We start from the raw sequence: 18,594 nt of genomic DNA on the forward strand, positions 1-18,594 counted from the left end.
TAATCGACCCGGCGAACACCTCGCTCGATGGCCCTGCCTCCACCGGCATGGATTCTCCGGTGATCGCCGAGACGTCGCGGAGGTGCGGCGGCAGTGGCGCACGGTCACCGATCACATCAAGCGCTCCAGCCGCGCGACGGCGGCGCTCGTCGAGACCGCCACGCCGGTCACGGTCCAGGGCAGCACGCTGGTGCTGACCGCGCCGCCTGCGCTGGCCCGCCGGCTGTCGGACCCGCAGCAGATAAAGCCGCTGGTCGCCGCCCTGCACGAGGTGCTCGGCGTGAGCTGGTCGGTCAGCGTCGGTGACGCCGCTGCCGGCTCGCGGGAGGCCGGATCGCCGGGACCGGGCGGTACTGGCGGCCCCGTCGAGCCGCCCGACGACGAGGACTACGGGGATCCGGACGACGATGCCGCCGACGACCCGCGGGCCGCGCTCGACCCCGGCGAGGCTGCCGTCAGCCTGCTGCGCGACGAGCTCGGGGCCGAGGAGATCGGCGAGGAGTAGCCGCAGCGCGCGGAGCGACGCACCGCGAGCGGGGTTGTGCCCAGCGAGCGGGCCGATCGGTCCGCTCCAGGGGCGCAAGTCCGCTCGATGGGCGCGAGCGGTTCGTTAGGCCACCGGGCGGCGTCCGGCGAAGGCGCGCCCGAGGGTGACCTCGTCGGCGTATTCGAGGTCGCCGCCGACCGGGAGGCCGCTCGCCAGCCGGGTGACCCGCAGCCCCATCGGGGCCAGCATCCGCGACAGATAGGTCGCGGTCGCCTCGCCCTCCAGGTTGGGATCGGTGGCGATGATGACCTCCTCGATCCCGGGGCTGCCGAGCCGCGCCATCAGCTCGGTCATCCGCAGCTGATCGGGGCCGACGCCGTTCACCGGGTCGATAGCGCCGCCGAGGACGTGGTAGCGCCCGCGGAACTCGCGGGTGCGCTCGATCGCGGCGACGTCCTTGGACTCCTCGACGATGCACAGCACGTCGTCGGACCGCTTGGGGTCACGGCAGATCCGGCACACGTCCTCTTCGCTGACGTTGCCGCAGGTGATGCAGAACCGTACCTCGTCCTTGACCCGACGCAGCGCGTCCATGAGGTCGGTGATCTGCTCGCTGTCGACGGTGAGCAGGTGGAACGCGATGCGTTGCGCGCTCTTCGGACCGACGCCGGGCAGCCGCCCGAGCTCGTCGATCAGCTGCTGGACGGCACCTTCGAAGGCCACCTACATGCCGGGCAGGCCGAGCCCACCCATGCCACCGGTCACGCCGCCCATCAGCTCCTGGGTCAGCTCGCCGGCCTTGGTGGAGGCGTCGCGGACGGCGGCGACGATGAGATCCTGCAGCGACTCGACGTCGTCGGGGTCGACCACCTTGGGGTCGATCGTCACCGAGGTCACGTCGGCGGCGCCGGTCATCTGGACCTTGACGAGCCCGCCGCCGGCCGATCCTTCGACGGTCGTGGACTGGAGCTGCTCCTGGGCCTTGGCCAGGTCTTCCTGCATCTTCTGCGCCTGCTGCAGGATCGCTCCCATGTCGGGCATGCCACCGGGCTCCATCTGAACTCCTCGATACGGGGGACTGGTGCCCCACCAGGGTAGTCGCCTCGGGTTCGGCGAGTGGTCGCACGCCCGGAGGTCTCGAATTCGTCACGACGGCCCAAATCCGAGACGGCCAATGTGTCCGGGGTTACAGTTGACAACTCAGTCGACTATGGATCCGAGGTCCCTATGACATCACTCCTTCGCACCGCGCCGCGCAGCCAGCGAGTTCCCGGAGACCTGATCCGCGTGGGAGACGTGCATGTGCGCGTCAACGTCACGGGTGAGGGACCGCCGGTCCTGCTGGTGCACGGTCTCGGTGCCAGTCTGGACCTGTGGGAGCCGCTGGTGAAGCAGCTCGAGGGCTATACGGTGATCACCCTCGACAACCCGGGCGCCGGCGCCTCGACCGTCCCGTGGCCGGCGTGGCGGATGTCCAAGTACGCCGAGACCGTGGACGCCGTCCTCGAGGAGCTCGGCTACGACACCGTCGACGTCGTCGGCCTGTCGTTCGGCGGCATGGTGTGCCAGGAGTTCGCGCACAAGTACCCGCACCGCATCAGGCGTCTCGTGCTCGCCGCGACCGCGGCCGGGATGGGTGCGGTGTTCGGCAACCCGCTCGCCCTGTCGGTGCTGATGACGCCGCTGCGGTACTACTCGCGCAGCTACATGGCTGCCGTGGCGCCCTTCCTGTACGGCGGGGACGCCGACGGCGAGAGCGAGCTGGTGCAGCGCCAGAGCGACCTGCGGCACAAGATGCGCCCGTCGATCCCCGGCTACTTCGCCCAGCTCGCCACCGCCTCGACCTTCAGCAGCGTCTGGTACCTGAACAAGATCACGGTGCCCACGCTGGTCGTGGCGGGCGGCGACGACCCGATCACCAACCCGTTCACCTGCAAGGTGATCGCGCAGCTGATCCCGGACGCCGAGTACGTCGAGCTCGAGGGCGCCGGGCACCTGTTCCTGATGGAGCGGCCGACGCAGTCCGCGGCGCTGCTGCGCGACTGGTTCGAGCGCACTCCCCGCGAGACGCCGGTCCAGCAGGTCCCGCGCCCGGTGCCGAGCAGCCGTCCGCGCCGCGCGAGCGCCTAGCAGAACGCGACAAGAGCCGGTCCCCGCGAGGGGACCGGCTCTTGCCGTCGGTGCGGTGCCTGCCTACTTCAGCAGCTCGCGGGCGGCCTTCAGGTAGGCGTCCGAGGTCGAGGTGATGAAGTTGACGTGCGCGTCGGTGAGCGCCTTGACGAAGTCGAGCTGCGAGGCGCCGGCGGCCTTCTGCTCGAAGTCGACGACGGTCTGCAGCGCCTTCTCCCAGGCGTCGAGGCTCGCGTTGCCCTGCTTCTTGGCCTGCTCGATGACCTGCTCGTTCAGGCTGCGGATGCGCTCGGCGGCGGCGTCGAAGTCGACGGTCGGGATCTCGGTCTTCTTGGTACCGGTGGTGTTCTGGGCGACCATGTTGTCCTCCTTGGATGTGGTCCAGGCGATCGGTCATCGCCCTTGCGACTACTACGTTAGCAGAGTTAGCAGAATTTGCTAACTCTGCTGCTGCGATCTGCGTTACGTGAAGACGTAGCTGCCGGGCGCGTCCTCCAGGGGCGGGTGATCGGCCGAGCCGAGCGCGGGCGGGGCGACCAGCGCGCCCGCGCGCTCGTTGCTCCAGCGTATCCAGTCCTCCCACCAGGTCATCGGCTGGCGGGTGGCGATGGCCTGCCAGTCCTGCGCCGTTGCAGGCAGCGCGTCGTCGGTCTCGGCGATCTCGCACCACGCCTTTGGGCCCGGCGGGTTCACGATGCCGGCGATGTGCCCGCCGGACGAGAGGGCGTACCGCACCCGGCCACCGAACAGCGGGACGCTGGCGTACGACGCCTGCCACGGCACGATGTGGTCGTTGATCGCCCCCACGATATAGACGTCACTGCGGATGTCGCCGACGTCCAGCCGCTCACCGAGCAGCTCGAAACGGCCGCTCGCCAGCTGGTTCTCGGTATACATGGTGGACATGTACTGCGTGTACATCGCCTCCGTGAGGTGCGTGGAGTCCTCGTTCCACGCCAGCATGTCGAACGCCGGGGGCGCCTCGCCCTTGAGCCAGCGGCTCACGACGTAGTTGAAGATGAGGTCGTTGGCGCGCAGCAGGTCGAAGGTGAACGCCATGTCCTGCCCGGCGAGGTACCCCTTCTCCGCCATCCGCTCCGCGAGGGCGCGCATGGATTGCTGCGTGATCATCTGGCCCAGCTCGCCGGCGTCCGCGCAGTCGATCATCGTGTTGAGCAGCGTGAGCGAGCCGATCAGCTCCGGACGGGTGCGTGCCAGGTAGGCGCAGGAGATGGTGGCGCTGATGCCGCCCAGGCACAGGCCCACGACGTCCACCTTCTCGGCGCCGGTGATCTGCTGGACGACCTCGACCGCGCGCAGCGACCCCTGCTCGAGGTAGTCGTCGAAGGTCACGGCGCGCATCGACTCGTCCGGGTTGCGGTAGGACAGCACGAACACCGTGCGGTTGTGGGTGACGGCCCACTCGGCGAAGGACCGGCCGGGCGCGAGGTCCATCACGTAGTACTTGTTGATCCACGGCGGGCTGAACAGGATCGGCGTCCGGTGCACCTGGTCGGTCTGCGGCGCGTACTGGATGAGCTCCACCAGGTCGTTGCGGTAGACGACCTTGCCGGGGGTGGCGGCCAGCGTCCGGCCCACCTCGAAGTCGTCGCGGTCGACCTTCATCGGCCGCCCGCCTCGCTTGCGGACGTCGTCGCCGGCGAACCGGGCACCCTGTACCAGCGACTTTCCGCCGGTCTGCAGGGCCCGCCCCAGGACGTCGGGGTTGGTCAGCGCGAAGTTCGTCGGGGACGCGACGTTCTGGGCCAGCTTGATGAACTGCCGAGCCTTCGCGGCGGTCACCGGATCCTGCTGCCGGGCGCCCGCGTCGGCGAGCTCGTCGACGTACGCACAACCGGCGAGGTACAGCTGGCGCAGCGCGAAGAACGCCGGGTTGAGGTCCCAGGTGGGTTCGGCGAACCGCTTGTCGCGCGGGCTCGGCGGCACCGGCGGCGCGCCCGGGTCACTGCCGAGCCGACGGACGCTGGCACCGGGGATCCGGGCCAGGGTGCCGACCAGCCGGGCCGTGGAGGCGGCGACCTCCTGGGGGCGGCCGAACGCGCTGCCGGCCACCTTCGCGGTCGCCGGCACCCAGCCCATCGGGTCGAGTCGCCGGATCGCCTTGGGCAGGCGGGAGTAGCTCGTCGTGGACGCGCGGCGATCGGCCGGCGGCTGCGACGGGGAAGAAGGAAGGGAAGGGGTGGTGGTTGGATCGGCCATCGTGGGTCCCTCTGTGGACGTGCATCGGTGGAAGCTGCGATCAACGCGAAGGTAGCCGCAGCGCCGGACGTCGCGGAACCCCGAACGGCGGGTAACTATGCTGTCGCGGGCGTGATCTTTGTCCGGTGTGATGTTCGTCGGGCAGGACCGGGACACGCCAGGCACGACGAGAGGGACGGCGGAGATGACCGAGAGCGGTACCGGGGCACTGGGCGAGATGATTCGCCGTCAGCGCGAGCTGGCGTCGATGACGATGCGTCAGCTGTCCACGATGGCCGGTATCTCCAACCCGTATCTCTCGCAGATCGAGCACGGCGTCCGCGAGCCCTCGCAGGCGGTGCTGCGGCAGATCGCCGTCTCCCTCGGCCTGGACCCCGACGACCTGCAGCGGGACGCTGACGCGCCCCCGGGCGTCCGGGAGGCGATCGACGCCGATCCCGGGCTCACCGCCGCGCAGCGACGCGCGCTGAAGGAGGTCTACTCCTCGATGATCGCCGCGACGGCCGCCAAGCACGGCGGCTGAGCAGGAACGGGCGGTCCGGGCGCGGGGATTACCCGGCCCGAACCGCCCGCAGAGACTTCGGCGCTCCCGGTGGTTACCGGTCGTTGTCGCGCTCGAAGCGGTTCAGTGCCGACACGATCGCCTTGAACGACGACGTGACGATGTTGGCGTCGATGCCGACGCCCCAGAGCACCCGGTCGTCGATCGCGCACTCGACGTAGGACGCCGCCTTGGTGTCCGAGCCGGCGCCCATCGCGTGCTCGGCGTAGTCGAGCACGCGGACCTCGCTGCCGATCGTCTCCAGCGCCTTGCAGAACGCCGAGACCGGGCCGTTCCCGATGCCCTTCACGGTGAGCCGTTCGCCGTCGACGACGAGGTCGACCTCCACGGTGTCCCGTCCGTCGCCGGCGGACTCGGTGCGGTGGCCGGCGAGCTGGTAGCGGCCCCATCCGGCGCCCCCGTCCGAGGGCAGGTACTCGTCGGCGAAGATCCGCCACATCGCCTCGGGGGTGACCTCGCCGCCTTCGGAATCGGTGTGCCGCTGGACGACGCCGCTGAACTCGATCTGCAGCCGGCGCGGGAACTCCATCTGGTACTCGGTCTTCATGATGTAGGCGACGCCGCCCTTGCCGGACTGCGAGTTGACCCGGATCACGGCCTCGTAGGTGCGCCCGACGTCCTTCGGATCGATCGGCAGGTAGGGCACCGCCCACGGGATCTCATCGACCGTCTTCGATGCTTCGTCGGCGTCCCGGTGCATCCACTCGAAGCCCTTCTTGATGGCGTCCTGGTGCGAGCCGGAGAAGGCCGTGTACACCAGGTCGCCGCCGTAGGGGTGGCGCTCGTTGACCGGCAGCTGGTTGCAGTACTCCGCCGTTCGCCGGATCTCGTCGATGTCGGAGAAGTCGATCTGGGGGTCGATGCCCTGGCTGAACATGTTCATGCCCAGCGTCACCAGGCACACATTGCCGGTGCGCTCTCCGGAGCCGAACAGGCAGCCCTCGATCCGGTCGGCGCCGGCCATGTAGCCGAGCTCGGAGGCGGCGACCGCCTCGCCGCGGTCGTTGTGCGGGTGCAGCGACAGGATCACCGCGTCCCGGTTGTTCAGGTTGCGTCCCATCCACTCGATGGAGTCGGCGTACACGTTCGGGGTGGCCATCTCGACGGTGGCAGGCAGGTTGATGATGACCGGCCAGTCCGGCGTCGGCTCCCAGACGTCCATGACCTTGTTGCAGATCTCGGCGGCGAAGTCGAGCTCGGTGCCGGTGTAGGACTCGGGGGAGTACTCAAAGCGGATCTTGGTGTCGCCCATGCCCTCCATGTGCTTGAGGCACTGCTGCGCCCCGTTGAGCGCGATGTCGACGATGCCCGGCCGGTCGAGCCCGAACACCACGCGCCGCTGCAGCGTGGACGTCGAGTTGTACAGGTGGACGATGGCCTGCGGCGCGCCCTCCACGGCCTGGAACGTGCGCTCGATGAGCTCGTCGCGCGCCTGGGTCAGCACCTGGATCGTCACGTCCTCGGGGATCCGGCCCTCGTCGATGATCCGGCGGATGAAGTCGAAGTCGGTCTGCGAGGCGGCCGGGAAGCCGACCTCGATCTCCTTGTAGCCCATCTTGACGAGGAGCTCGAACATCCGCAGCTTGCGCGGGGTGTCCATCGGGTCGATCAGCGCCTGGTTGCCGTCGCGCAGATCGACCGCGCACCAGATGGGCGCCTTCTCGATGACGGCGTCCGGCCAGGTGCGATCGGGCAGGTCGATGGGCGTGAACGGCTGGTACTTGGAGATCGGCATGCCCGACGGGCGCTGCGGGTTGGTGGTGCGGGTGGTGATGCTCATGAGCAGGGTTCTCCTGTGGCTCGGAAAGAAAGCGGTCCTCGAGTGGGAGGAAGACGATGTGATGGGTGCTCTCGACCGGCGGACATGCCACACACCGCGACGAGAGTGCCGACCTCTAGAAGGTCTCGCCGCGGCGGATAAGGAGAAGCTGGACGCCGTACATCACCCTCGACGATAACCCACCCGCTCGAGCCCGGCACCGACAGGTCCGCCCGGAAGCGTTGCACTGGGTCATGACGCACGACACAATGCCTCCATGTCAGATGACCAGATCAGCCCCGGGCTGCGCCGCGGCTACGCCATGGGAAGCCTCGCCACCGGTGCGTTCGGCACCGTCCCCGGGCTCCTGCTGCTGCCGTACCTCACCGACACGCTGGGGGTCTCGGCTCTGGTGGCCGGGCTGATCGTGTTCCTGCCGAAGGCGTGGGACGTGGTGCTCAATCCGCTCGCCGGCCGGTGGAGCGACGCCGCGGCCGTCCGTACCGGCACGCGGCGGCCGTACCTGCTGTGGGGCGGCCTGGCCCTGGTGGTGTGCTTCGCGCTGCTGTTCGCCGGCGTGCTCACCGGCCCGACGGCCGGCGCCTGGTGGGCGGCGGTCATGTACTTCGGCTGCGCGACGGCGATCTCCTTCTTCGGCGTGCCGTACGTCGCGATGCCCGCCGAGATGACCGACAGCTACCACGAGCGCACCCGCATCATGACCCTGCGGGTCGCCTTCCTCGCCCTCGCGATCCTCATCAGCGGGGCCGGCTCCCCGGCCATCCGCAACGCGATCGGCGGCGTCGAGGGCTACCGCGCCATGGGGCTGTTCGTCTCCGTCGTGATCCTGATCGGTGTCCTCGGCGCGTACTTCGGCACCCGGACGGCCCGCCGCTCCACCGTGCTGTTCAGCGAAGGCACGCTGCTGCAGCAGCTGCGCAGCGTGATCAAGGTCCGCGACTTCACCCTCCTGGCGCTCACCTTCGCCATCCAGTACGCCGCGATCGGCATGATGCTCGCGGGCGTCGACTACGTCGCGACGTACTACCTGAACAACCACGCCGGCGCGTCGATCATCTTCGTGCTGTTCGTCGGGCCCGCGCTGATCACCATGCCGCTGTGGAACCGGTTGGGCCGGCGCTACGGCAAGAAGACCGGGTACCTCTTCTCCTCGAGCCTGATGACGGCCGGCGTGGTCCTGCTGGGGCTCAGCATGCTCGCCGTCGACCCCGCCGCCGGTCAGTACCTCGCGTACGCGATCACGGCGATCATCGGGATCGGGTACGCGGGCGCGCAGGTCTTCCCGCTCGCGATGCTGCCGGACACCGCCGCGGTGGACGCGCGCCGCACCGGCGTCAACCGGATCGGGCTGTTCACCGGGGTGTGGGGGGCGATCGACACCGTCACCATGGCTGCGGGCACCGGCTTCTTCGCGCTGGCGCTGGCGATCGGCGGATACCAAGCCGGCGTCGGGGTCACCGCCGAGGGACCCCGCCAGCCCGCTCTCGTCGCCATCATCGTGGCGTTCACCCTCGTCCCGGCGGTGTTCTTCCTCGCCAGCCTGGTGCTGCTGCGCGGGTACCGGCTCACCGGGCAGGACGTCGAGGAGCGGCTCGCCGACGACGACATCCCGGCCGGGGCCGGCGACTCCAGCGAAGCGGTCGACCCGGTGGAGGCCGGCGCCCTCGCCCCCGGTCGCTACGCGCCCCGCACGACGACCCCGCCGTCCGGGGACTAGGACGCGTCCGGAGCCGCCGCCGGGCCCGCGGCCTCGGCCGCGGCCTGCGCGGGGCTGGCCGCGAGGGCGACGCAGCCGGCGATCGCGGCCCCCACCGCGACGAGGGCCGGCACCGTCCAGCCGGGGCGCACCTGGTCGCCTAGGAACGCGACGCCCGCCGCGCCCGGGAGCACGATCTCGATGACCCACAGCACCGCGGTGACCGGCCCGATCGCGCCCACCTCGAGGGACCGCGCGTAGGCCAGCGCGCCCACCACGCCGAGCGCGACGATCAACCAGAGGGCGGGCTCGGACAGCAGCGGGAGCAGGCCGCCGCCGGTCTGCAGTCCGCGGGCGCCGAAGGCCGCCCCCGAGAACGCCACGCCGCCGGAGATCGCCAGGGTGATCGGGTGCCGTCCGCGGTACCGCAGACCGGTGACCGCCGCGGATACGAGCAGGGTGACGAGCAGGGCGGTAACGAGCCAGGTGGGGGCCGACCCGGCCGCCTCGGCTCCGGCGGAGGCGCCGGTGACCGCCAGCGCCAGCACGACGACCGCGATCGCGGCGCCGTCCCGCGGGGCCAGCCGGGCGCCGAGGAACGCCCGTGCGAGGAGCACCGTCACCGCGAGCGACCCGGCGAGCAGGGCCTGGACGGTGAACAGCGGCAGGCGCTGCAGCGCCACCAGCGAGGCCACCCATGCGAGCAGGTCACAAGCCACCCCCGCGATGTAGGCGGGCCGGACGAGGACGGCGGGGCCGCCGCCCCGCCGGGCGGCAGCGCCCTGCAGCACGCTGCCGAGCCCGTACCCCACGGTGCCCGCGAGGGCCGCGAGCCAGGCCCAGATCGCCATCGCTGCGGCTACGGACGGCCGAGCAGGGAGTCGGAGATGATCTTCTGCTGGATCTCGGAGGTGCCCTCGAAGATCTTGGTCAGCCGGGCATCGCGCCAGTAGCGCTCCACCGCGAAGTCGGTGGTGTAGCCCGCGCCGCCGTGGATCTGGATCCCCTCGCTGGTCACCTGCTCGGCCATCTCCGTGGCGTGCAGCTTGACCATCGCCGCCTGCAGGTTGAGCTCGCCGCGCGGCGCCCCGGCGTCGTAGCCGGTGCAGACCGACTGCAGCAGGCTGCGCGCCGCCTCGACGGAGGTCGCCATCTGCGCGATCTTGAACCGGATCGCCTGGTTGTGGCCGATCGGTTGCCCGAACTGGGTGCGGATCCCGGCGTACTCGATCGAGTCCTCGAGCGCGGCCCGCGCCAGCCCGATCGCGCGAGCGGCGGTGTGGATGCGCGCGACCACCAGGTCGCCCATCGCGACCTTGAAGCCCTCGCCCTCCTGCCCGACGATCATGCCCGGCTCGACCCGCGCGTCGTTGAACGCCAGCTCCCAGGTCTTCCAGCCGTGGTAGCCGATCTTGCGGACCGGGGTGCCCGTGACGCCCTCGGGGAGGGTGCCGCGCTCCTTGGGCATCAGGAAGCAGGTGATCCCGCGGGAACGGTGCGCGGCGTCGACGGGGGCCGTGCGCGCGAACACCTGCAGGTAGTCCGAGCCGTCGGCGAAGGTGCACCACATCTTCTGCCCGCTGATCCGCCATCCTCCGTCGCCGCTGGGGTCGGGGACGGCGCGGCAGGAGATGTTGGCGACGTCCGAGCCGGCCTCGGCCTCGGACAGCGCGAAGGCCGACAGGAACTCGCCGGTCGCCATCCGCGGCAGGTATTCGGCGCGCTGCTGCTCGCTGAAGCCGGTCGTGAACTGCTGCCCACGGGCCACGATCGACGCGACGCTCATCCAGCCGCGGGCGAGCTCCTCGATGACGATCGCGTACTCCGACACGCCCCAGCCCAGGCCGCCGAGCTCCTCGGGGATGAGCATGCCGAAGAACCCGGCCTCGGCCATCTTCTCGCGCAGCGACATCGGGATCTCCCCGAGAATCGGGTCGAGCTCGTTCGCTACGGGCAGCACCTCCTTCGCCACGAAGTCGCGTGCCATCGAGCGGATCTCGATGCGGTCCTCGGTCATGAACGGTTCGTGCGCCACGGCTGCCTCCTGGGTCCGCTACAACCTACGTGGTCGCCGCGTCCCAACATGCGAGAGGTGCGTCCATTTCGGTGTCGGCCTGCTCATATTGGGATGGGGCACCAGGCCGCGTCGGCGTAGACTGCGCTGTGCGGAAGGGACCAGCCCTTGCGCGCAGGATTGAGACCGACGGCCCGCTCTCGACGAGAACCGGGCCGTTTCGTGCGTATGGAGGTGTCGCGGTGGCGCTGGTCGTGCAGAAGTACGGCGGATCGTCTCTGGAGAATGCCGACCGCATCAAGCGGGTGGCCGAGCGGATCGTGGAGACCCGCAAGGCCGGCAACGACGTCGTGGTCGTCTGCTCCGCGATGGGCGACACCACCGACGAGCTCCTCGACCTCGCGACGCAGGTCTCCCCGGTGCCGCCGGCGCGCGAGATGGACATGCTGCTGACCGCCGGTGAGCGCATCTCCAACGCCCTGGTCGCGATGGCGATCAGCAACCTCGGGGCCGAGGCGCGCTCGTTCACCGGGTCGCAGGCCGGGGTGATCACCGACGCCGCGCACGGCAAGGCGAAGATCATCGACGTGACTCCCGGTCGGGTGCGGCAGGCGCTCGACGACGGCGCGATCGCGCTGGTCATGGGCTTCCAGGGCGTCTCGCAGGACACCAAGGAGATCACCACCCTCGGCCGCGGCGGGTCCGACACCACGGCCGTGGCGCTCGCCGCCGGCCTGCAGGCCGACGTCTGCGAGATCTACAGCGACGTCGACGGCGTCTACACGGCCGATCCGCGCATCGTTCCGGACGCCTCGCTGCGCACGCAGGTCTGCTACGAGGAGATGCTCGAGATGGCGGCCTCCGGGGCGAAGATCCTGCACCTGCGCGCCGTCGAGTACGCGCGCGCCAACGACATCCCGCTGCGGGTTCGCTCGTCGTACACCACCGAGCCCGGCACCCTGATCACTGGATACATGGAGGACATCCCGATGGAAGAGGCCATCCTCACCGGCGTCGCGCACGATCGCGGCGAAGCGAAGATCACCGTCGTCGGCGTCGAGGACCAGCCGGGCAGCTCGGGCAAGATCTTCCGCGTCATCGCCGGCACCGAGATCAACATCGACATGGTCGTGCAGAACGTCTCGCAGGTCGGCACCGGCAAGACGGACATCACGTTCACGCTGCCCAAGGGCGACGGCCAGACCGCGATGGAGGCGCTCACCAAGGCGCAGTCCGTCATCGGCTTCGACCGCCTGATGTACGACGACCACATCGGCAAGATCTCGCTCATCGGCGCCGGCATGCGCTCGCATCCGGGGGTCACGGCCACCTTCTGCGAGGCGATCGCCGGTGCCGGCGTCAACATCGAGCTGATCTCGACCTCCGAGATCCGCATCTCCGCGCTCGTGCGGGACGTCGACCTCGACAAGGCCGTCCGGGCGCTGCACGACGCCTTCGAGCTCGGCAGCGACGAGATCGTGGAAGTCCACGCAGGAACGGGACGGTAGCCATCATGGGATTCAACGTTGGAGTGGTCGGCGCGACCGGGCAGGTCGGCGGCGTCATGCGCACGCTGCTCGCCGAGCGCCACTTCCCGATCGAGCGCATCCGGCTGTTCGCCTCGGCGCGGTCGGCGGGATCGACCCTGGACTTCGCCGGCGAGCAGATCACCGTCGAGGACGCCGCCACGGCCGATCTGTCGGGTCTCGACATCGCGCTGTTCTCGGCGGGCGGCTCGACCTCCAAGGCGCTCGCGCCGAAGTACGCCGAGGCAGGCGCGGTCGTAATCGACAACTCATCGGCGTGGCGCATGGACCCGGACGTCCCGCTGATCGTGAGCGAGGTCAACGGCGCGCAGATCGCGGAGGCCCGCAAGGGAATCATCGCCAACCCGAACTGCACGACGATGGCCGCGATGCCGGTGCTGAAGGTGCTGCACGACAAGGCCGGCCTGCGCCGGCTCGTGGTGACGACGTTCCAGGCGGTCTCGGGCTCCGGGCTCGCCGGTGTGGAGGAGCTGGCCGGCCAGATCGCCGCCGTCGGCGACGCCTCATCCCTCACGCACGACGGCCGCTCGGTCGACTTCCCCGCGCCGAACAAGTACGTCGCGCCGATCGCCTACAACGTGCTCGCCCAGGCGGGCAGCTTCGTCGACGACGGCACCGGCGAGACCGACGAGGAGCAGAAGCTGCGCAACGAGTCGCGCAAGATCCTCGGCATCCCGCAGCTGCGGGTCGCCGGGACCTGCGTCCGGGTGCCGGTCTTCACCGGCCACTCGCTGTCGATCAACGCCGAGTTCGACTCGCCGATCGCCCCGGACGAGGCCGTCGCCGCGCTGACCGGTGCGCCCGGCGTCGCCCTGGCCGACGTGCCGACGCCGCTGATGGCGGCCGGCCAGGACCCGTCGTACGTCGGTCGCATCCGCCAGGACCCCACCGTCGACGGCGGCCGCGGCCTCGCGCTGTTCGTCTCCAACGACAACCTCCGCAAGGGCGCCGCGCTGAATGCGGTGCAGATCGCAGAGCTGGTGGCCGCCGCTCGCTAGCCGTGGCCGCCAGATCAAGTTAGGCTGTCCTTGTTTAGGTATGCCTAACCTGCGCAGGCGGGTCGACCAGTGAGAGGTAATGCGAGTGCTGCTGCCCGTCACCGCGCGCTGCCCGCTGCCGTTCATCGCCGAGCTGGGCGCCCGCGGCAGCGCGGTCGCACTCGCTGACGAGCACCAGTCGCTGTCGTACGGCGAGCTCGCGGCCCGGGTCGCCGACCTCGCCGCTCGGCTGCCGGACCAGGGCCCACGCCGGATCTGCGCCGTGCCGCTGGACCGCCGCGTCGAGAGCGTCATCGGCTACCTCGCCGTGCTGGCCGCCGGGCACGTCGCCGCCGTCGTCGCCCCGGGGCGGGAGCGGGACGTCGAGGCCCTGCGACCAGCCCTGGTGGTCGACGGCGAGCACCTCGCGCACACCGGGGACCGCGGCGCGGCGGCACCGGAGGCTCTCGCGGTCCTGATGAGCACGTCCGGCTCCACCGGCAGCGCGAAGCTGGTCGCGCTCAGCCACCAGAACCTCCAGGCCAACGCGACGGGGATCGCCGCCACGCTGCGGCTCGAGGCCGACGACGTCGCCATCACCTCGCTGCCGCTGCACTACTGCTACGGGCTCTCCATCCTGCACAGCCACCTCGCGGCCGGCGCATCGGTGGTGCTCACCGACCTCCCTGTCACCGACGAGGGATTCTGGCGGCTGGTGCACCGGCGCGGCGTCACGTCGGTCGCCGGCGTACCGCACAGCTTCGCGATGCTGCGCGGCAGCGGATTGACCGACCGCGTGCTGCCGAGCGTCCGGCGCTTCACCTGCGCCGGGGGCGCGCTGGCGGCCGACGAGGCACGCGAGCTCCGCGAGATCGGCGCGCGCCAGGGCTGGGACCTGTACGTCATGTACGGCCAGACGGAGGCGACCGCGCGGATGGCGGTGCTCAGCCCGGAGGACGCCGAGCGCGCGCCCGGCTCGGTCGGCTCGGCCGTTCCCGGCGGTCGCTTCGAGATCGAACCGGTCGCCGACCACCCGGACCCCCGTGTCGGGGAGATCGTCTACCGCGGACCGAACGTGATGCTCGGCTACGTCCGGACGCCCGCCGACCTCGCAGACCTCCAGCCGCTGGATCGTCTGCATACCGGTGATCTGGGCTACCTCGACGCCGACGGCCTGCTGCACGTCGTCGGACGGCGCGCCGGCTTCGTGAAGGTCTGCGGCAAGCGCGTCGATCTGGCGCAGCTGGAGCGGATCGCCCTCGAGTGGGCGAGCGAGGCGTGCGCCGTCGGTGCCGACGACGCCCTGCAGATCGTCTGTGTGCCCCGCGGGCCGCTGGACGCCGACCGCGTCCGGTCGCTGCTGCTCGACCGCGTCGACCTGCCCTCCGGCGCGCTGCGGGTCCTCGAGGTCGACGCGCTGCCGCGGCTCGCCTCCGGGAAGGTCGACCGGCGCGCGGTCGAGGCGCTCGCGGCTGCCTCACTCGAGGATCGGGACGCCGCCGCGGCGACCGGCGTCCTCGGTCTCTACCGCGGGCTCACCGGCTGCGCGTCCGCCACCGTCGACGACTCGTTCGCGTCGCTCGGGGGCGACTCGCTCACCTACGTCGAGCTCTCGGTACGGCTCGAGGACCTCATCGGCAGCCTCCCGCAGGACTGGCACCTGCGCACCATCCGCGAGCTGTCCGAGCAGACGACCGCGCGCTCACGCTGGGCGAGCGTCGAGTCGAGCGTGCTGCTGCGCGCGGTCGCGGCGCTGACCATCCTCGGTACGCACATCGGGCTGTTCACCCTGCTCGGGGGAGCGCACACCCTGCTGGCCGTGCTCGGCTTCAACATCGCCCGCTTCGGGCTCGCCGGGCGCGGCGTGCGCCAACGGACCGCCCGGCTCGCGCGCACGGCGCTCGCGATCGGCGTGCCGACCATCGTGTGGGTGGTCCTGGCGCACCTCGCGCTCGGCGTGTACGGCGTGCCCAACATGCTGCTGCTGAACTGGATAGCCGGCCCGCGCGGCTGGGACGACACCGACCAGCTCTGGTTCATCGAGACCGCGGTGTGGAGCACCCTCCTGCTCGCGATCGTGCTGGCGCTGCCCCCGGTGAGCCGGCGGCTCGAGCGGCGGCCGTTCGCGGTGTTCGGCGTCCTGCTCGGTCTCGCGCTCGTGCCGCGCTTCGTGATCCTGCCGTTCGTCCACGGTCCGGTGCGCGGCCTGCTCCCGTTCGCGTTCTGGCTGGTGGTGCTCGGCGCGGCGGTGGCGCTCGCCACGACGACCGCCGCGCGCGTCGTCCTCAGCGTGGTCACCGTCGTGAGCGTCGCCGGCTTCTACGACCTGCCGGGCCGCGAGACCTACATCGCGCTCGGCATCCTCGCGCTCATCTGGGTCCCGAGCGTGCGGGTGCCCCGGTTCAGCGTGCCGCTGATCGCCGTCGTGGCGAGCGCCTCGCTCTACATCTACCTGATCCAGTGGCAGGTCTTCCCCCACCTGTCCAACCCTGCCGTCGCGTTCGCGCTCAGCGTGCTCGCCGGCGTCGCAGGGTGGGCCATCGTCCGGCAGGCACAGATGCTCCTACGCCGCCGGACGGCGTCCTCCCGCCCACCTGCCCGAGACGAGCTGATCGAAGTATGAAACGAATCGCGCTACCCCTCCTGGCGATCCTGTCCCTGCTGGTCACCGGCTGCGCCGCCGCCGGCACCGGTGACGGGCTGGACCCGAGCAAGCTGACGGTCTACTCCTCCCAGCACGAGAACATCACGAAGGCGTGGGTCGCCGGGTTCACCAAGCAGACCGGCATCAAGGTGCAGGTGCGCTTCGGCAAGGACGCGTCGATGGGCAACCAGATCGTCGAGGAGGGGGACACCAGCAAGGCCGACGTGTTCCTGACCGAGAACTCCCCGGCGATGACGACCGTGCAGAACGCCGGTCTGCTCGCGGACGTCAGCGACTCCACGCTGGCCCAGATCCCCGCAGACCGCGCGCCGTCGAACAAGAAGTGGACCGGCATCGCCGCCCGCTCCACCGTGCTGGTCTACAACCCGTCCATGATCAGCGAGGCGGACCTGCCGAAGTCCCTCATGGACCTCGCCGACCCGAAGTGGAAGGGCAAGTGGGGCGCCGGCGCGACCGGCGCCGACTTCCAGGCGATCGTCGCGGGCATGCTCGCCGCCAAGGGCGCCGATGCGACCGAGGCGTGGCTGAAGGCGATGAAGAGCAACGCGACGGTGTTCCAGAACAACATCGTCACCATGAAGGCGGTCAACGCCGGCGAGGTGCCGCTCGGCGTGATCTACCACTACTACTGGTATCGCGACCAGGCCGGGACCAAGGAGGGCAGCGGCCACACCGCGTTGCACTACTTCAAGAACCAGGACCCGGGGGCGTTCGTCAGCCTGTCGGCCGGCGGCGTCCTGAAGTCCAGCAGGCACGCCGACGAGGCGCAGAAGTTCCTGGCGTACGTCACCTCGCCGGAGGGCCAGGCCGTGCTCAGCGAGAGCGGGTCGAAGGAGTACGCCGTCGCCGAGGGCGTCGCCTCCGATCCGGCGCTGCCGCCGCTGGACACCCTGGACGCGCCGAAGATCGATCCGTTCACCCTCGACGCCAAGAAGGTCGCCCAGCTGATGACGGACGCCGGCATCCTCTGATGAGCAGCACGCTGAGCGCCACGCACCGGCCCCGATGGTCCTTCCCGTCGTGGCTGGTCCTGCTGTCGGCTGCCAGCGTCGCCTCGCTCGTCCTGCTGCCCATCGCGGTCATCGTCTCGCGCGGAGCGGGGGTGGGTCTCGAAGGCGCGGTCACGACCCTGGTACGTCCGCGGGTCGGCGAGCTGCTGCTCAACACGCTCAGCCTGGCGGCGATCACGGTCGCCGGCACCACCGTGCTCGGAGTGGGTGCGGCGTGGCTCGTCGAGCGCACCACGCTGCGCGGCCGGGCGTTCTGGCGCAGCCTGCTCATCGCGCCGCTCGCGGTGCCGGCGTTCGTCGTTGCCTTCGGCTGGCTCACGCTGGCCCCGTCCATGCAGGGCCTCGCCGGCGCTGCGGTCGTCACCACGCTGGCGTACTTCCCCTTCGTGTTCCTGCCCGTCGCGGCGGTGCTGCGCGGCCTGGACCAGGCGGGGGAGGACTCCGCCCGCGCGCTCGGCCTGTCGGCGTTCGCCACCCTGCGCCGGGTCGTGCTGCCCCAGTGCCGGGCGGCGATCAGCGGCGGCGCGCTCCTGGTCACCCTGCACGTGTTCGCCGAGTACGGCGTCCTGGAGATGATGCGCTTCCCGACGTTCACCACGGCGATCCTCGAGCAGTTCGCGATGGGCAACAGCGCCACGACCGGCTCGCTGCTGGCCTGCGTGCTGGTCGTGCTGTGCGTGCTCGCCCTCGCCGTCGAGCGGCTCGCCCGCGGGACCGCCCGGGTGGCGCGCACCGGCCGCGGCACGATCCGGCACGGCACCCCGCACCGCATCGGCTGGTGGTCGATCCCGGTCACCGCCGGGCTGCTGCTGGTCCTCGCCGGCGCGATCGGCGTGCCGGTCACGGCCGTGCTGCGGTGGCTCTCGAAGAACACCGATCCGTTCGGCGGCGGCCTGGGCATGGCGGTGCTCGCCACCCTCGAGCTCGCGGCGTACGCGAGCGTGCTCGCGGTGCTGGCGGCGCTCCCGATCGTCTGGCTCGCGGTGCGCGGACGGCGACGCGGCGCCTCGATCTTCGAACGCGCGACCTATCTGGCCAGCGCGCTGCCGGGCGTCGTGGTCGCGCTGGCATTCGTCGCGGTGTCGGTGCGGTTCGCCCGCGGCCTGTACCAGACCGGGTTCCTGCTCGTCCTGGCGTACGTCGTGCTGTTCCTGCCGCGCGCCGTCGTGGCGGTCCGATCCGGCCTCGAGCACGCCCAGCCGGCGCTCGTGGAGAGCGCCCGATCACTGGGCATCTCGTCGTTCGGTGCCTTCCGGCGGGTGGTGCTCCCGCTCATGGCGCGGCCGATCGCGGCCGGCGCCGTCCTGGTGTTCATGGCCGCCAGCACCGAGCTGACCGCGACGCTGCTGCTCGCGCCGACCGGCGTCAGCACGCTGGCCACCGGCTTCTGGGCGGCCAGCGACCAGCTCGACTACGTCACCGCGGCGCCGTACGCGCTCGCCCTCATCGTGCTGTCGGTACCGTTGAGCGTCACCCTCATGCGCGAAGCCGCTCGGAAGAAGTAGC

General features: G+C 70.7%; 15 protein-coding genes and 1 pseudogene. 9 read left to right on the forward strand and 7 right to left on the reverse strand.

What is annotated here, in order from left to right; all coding sequences use genetic code 11:
• Positions 1-505: pseudogene (locus F8A92_RS14310) on the forward strand (hypothetical protein); the annotation flags it as partial.
• 105 nt (positions 506-610) lie between these two features.
• Here F8A92_RS14310 and recR read toward each other — a convergent pair.
• Positions 611-1,210, reverse strand: coding sequence for a recombination mediator RecR (gene recR, locus F8A92_RS14315; protein ID WP_153505849.1), 600 nt, complete (start codon positions 1,208-1,210; stop codon positions 611-613).
• Positions 1,211-1,528 (reverse strand): YbaB/EbfC family nucleoid-associated protein, encoded by a 318-nt coding sequence (locus F8A92_RS14320; RefSeq protein ID WP_456064331.1) that lies wholly within the window; start codon positions 1,526-1,528, stop codon positions 1,211-1,213. It abuts the gene before it with no gap.
• 186 nt (positions 1,529-1,714) lie between these two features.
• Here F8A92_RS14320 and F8A92_RS14325 point away from each other — a divergent pair, with 186 nt between their 5' ends.
• Positions 1,715-2,617 (forward strand): alpha/beta fold hydrolase, encoded by a 903-nt coding sequence (locus F8A92_RS14325; protein ID WP_153505851.1) that lies wholly within the window; start codon positions 1,715-1,717, stop codon positions 2,615-2,617.
• Between the two features lie 63 nt (positions 2,618-2,680).
• Here F8A92_RS14325 and F8A92_RS14330 read toward each other — a convergent pair whose 3' ends face one another.
• Entirely contained in the window at positions 2,681-2,977 is a 297-nt protein-coding gene (locus F8A92_RS14330; protein WP_153505852.1) for a hypothetical protein, read from the reverse strand.
• 102 nt (positions 2,978-3,079) lie between these two features.
• Positions 3,080-4,837 carry a PHA/PHB synthase family protein gene (locus F8A92_RS14335; protein ID WP_153505853.1) on the reverse strand — a complete coding sequence of 586 codons (1,758 nt, stop codon included), beginning with the start codon at positions 4,835-4,837 and terminating at the stop codon, positions 3,080-3,082.
• Positions 4,838-5,021: 184 nt separating this feature from the next.
• Here F8A92_RS14335 and F8A92_RS14340 point away from each other — a divergent pair, with 184 nt between their 5' ends.
• Positions 5,022-5,360, forward strand: coding sequence for a helix-turn-helix domain-containing protein (locus tag F8A92_RS14340; protein WP_153505854.1), 339 nt, complete (start codon positions 5,022-5,024; stop codon positions 5,358-5,360).
• Positions 5,361-5,433: 73 nt separating this feature from the next.
• Here F8A92_RS14340 and leuA read toward each other — a convergent pair whose 3' ends face one another.
• Positions 5,434-7,179, reverse strand: a complete 1,746-nt coding sequence (leuA, locus tag F8A92_RS14345; protein ID WP_228389469.1) for a 2-isopropylmalate synthase — start codon at positions 7,177-7,179, stop codon at positions 5,434-5,436.
• 256 nt (positions 7,180-7,435) lie between these two features.
• On the opposite strand from leuA, the gene F8A92_RS14350 reads away from it, so the two are divergent.
• Positions 7,436-8,896, forward strand: a complete 1,461-nt coding sequence (locus F8A92_RS14350) for an MFS transporter (protein ID WP_153505855.1) — start codon at positions 7,436-7,438, stop codon at positions 8,894-8,896.
• On the opposite strand, the gene F8A92_RS14355 is transcribed toward F8A92_RS14350, so the two are convergent.
• Together F8A92_RS14355 and F8A92_RS14360 are read right to left on the reverse strand one after the other, a co-directional pair.
• Positions 8,893-9,726 (reverse strand): hypothetical protein, encoded by an 834-nt coding sequence (locus tag F8A92_RS14355; RefSeq protein WP_153505856.1) that lies wholly within the window; start codon positions 9,724-9,726, stop codon positions 8,893-8,895. The genes F8A92_RS14350 and F8A92_RS14355 overlap by 4 nt on opposite strands.
• Before the next feature lie 8 nt (positions 9,727-9,734).
• On the reverse strand, positions 9,735-10,910 hold the full coding sequence (locus F8A92_RS14360; RefSeq protein WP_228389470.1) for an acyl-CoA dehydrogenase family protein: 1,176 nt from the start codon (positions 10,908-10,910) through the stop codon (positions 9,735-9,737).
• Positions 10,911-11,131: 221 nt separating this feature from the next.
• Between F8A92_RS14360 and F8A92_RS14365 the strand changes: the two genes are divergently transcribed.
• The 5 genes from F8A92_RS14365 (at position 11,132) to F8A92_RS14385 (ending at position 18,593) form a co-directional block, all read left to right on the forward strand.
• Positions 11,132-12,397, forward strand: a complete 1,266-nt coding sequence (locus F8A92_RS14365; RefSeq protein WP_153505857.1) for an aspartate kinase — start codon at positions 11,132-11,134, stop codon at positions 12,395-12,397.
• A 5-nt stretch (positions 12,398-12,402) separates the two neighbouring features.
• Positions 12,403-13,434: an aspartate-semialdehyde dehydrogenase gene (locus tag F8A92_RS14370; protein WP_153505858.1), complete on the forward strand. Its 1,032-nt coding sequence runs from the start codon at positions 12,403-12,405 to the stop codon at positions 13,432-13,434.
• Positions 13,435-13,519: 85 nt separating this feature from the next.
• On the forward strand, positions 13,520-16,036 hold the full coding sequence (locus tag F8A92_RS14375; RefSeq protein WP_194291507.1) for an AMP-binding protein: 2,517 nt from the start codon (positions 13,520-13,522) through the stop codon (positions 16,034-16,036).
• Positions 16,033-17,049, forward strand: coding sequence for an iron ABC transporter substrate-binding protein (locus F8A92_RS14380; protein ID WP_153505860.1), 1,017 nt, complete (start codon positions 16,033-16,035; stop codon positions 17,047-17,049). Before F8A92_RS14375 ends, F8A92_RS14380 begins: the two co-directional genes overlap by 4 nt.
• Complete coding sequence (locus tag F8A92_RS14385) at positions 17,049-18,593, forward strand: ABC transporter permease (RefSeq protein WP_153505861.1); 1,545 nt, start codon at positions 17,049-17,051, stop codon at positions 18,591-18,593. Before F8A92_RS14380 ends, F8A92_RS14385 begins: the two co-directional genes overlap by 1 nt.
• Position 18,594: the final 1 nt, after the last annotated feature.

Source organism: Cumulibacter manganitolerans (assembly GCF_009602465.1).
GTDB lineage: Bacteria > Actinomycetota > Actinomycetes > Mycobacteriales > Antricoccaceae > Cumulibacter > Cumulibacter manganitolerans.

Bases quoted from the DNA above. Each gene is read 5' to 3' on its own strand.
- F8A92_RS14370 (WP_153505858.1), top strand. From the start codon at position 12,403: ATGGGATTCAACGTTGGAGTGGTCGGCGCGACCGGGCAGGTCGGCGGC.
- F8A92_RS14340 (WP_153505854.1), top strand. From the start codon at position 5,022: ATGACCGAGAGCGGTACCGGGGCACTGGGCGAGATGATTCGCCGTCAG.
- F8A92_RS14355 (WP_153505856.1), bottom strand. From the start codon at position 9,726: ATGGCGATCTGGGCCTGGCTCGCGGCCCTCGCGGGCACCGTGGGGTAC.
- F8A92_RS14380 (WP_153505860.1), top strand. From the start codon at position 16,033: ATGAAACGAATCGCGCTACCCCTCCTGGCGATCCTGTCCCTGCTGGTC.
- F8A92_RS14335 (WP_153505853.1), bottom strand. From the start codon at position 4,837: ATGGCCGATCCAACCACCACCCCTTCCCTTCCTTCTTCCCCGTCGCAG.
- F8A92_RS14320 (WP_456064331.1), bottom strand. From the start codon at position 1,528: ATGCCCGACATGGGAGCGATCCTGCAGCAGGCGCAGAAGATGCAGGAA.
- F8A92_RS14385 (WP_153505861.1), top strand. From the start codon at position 17,049: ATGAGCAGCACGCTGAGCGCCACGCACCGGCCCCGATGGTCCTTCCCG.
- F8A92_RS14350 (WP_153505855.1), top strand. From the start codon at position 7,436: ATGTCAGATGACCAGATCAGCCCCGGGCTGCGCCGCGGCTACGCCATG.
- F8A92_RS14330 (WP_153505852.1), bottom strand. From the start codon at position 2,977: ATGGTCGCCCAGAACACCACCGGTACCAAGAAGACCGAGATCCCGACC.
- leuA (WP_228389469.1), bottom strand. From the start codon at position 7,179: ATGAGCATCACCACCCGCACCACCAACCCGCAGCGCCCGTCGGGCATG.
- F8A92_RS14325 (WP_153505851.1), top strand. From the start codon at position 1,715: ATGACATCACTCCTTCGCACCGCGCCGCGCAGCCAGCGAGTTCCCGGA.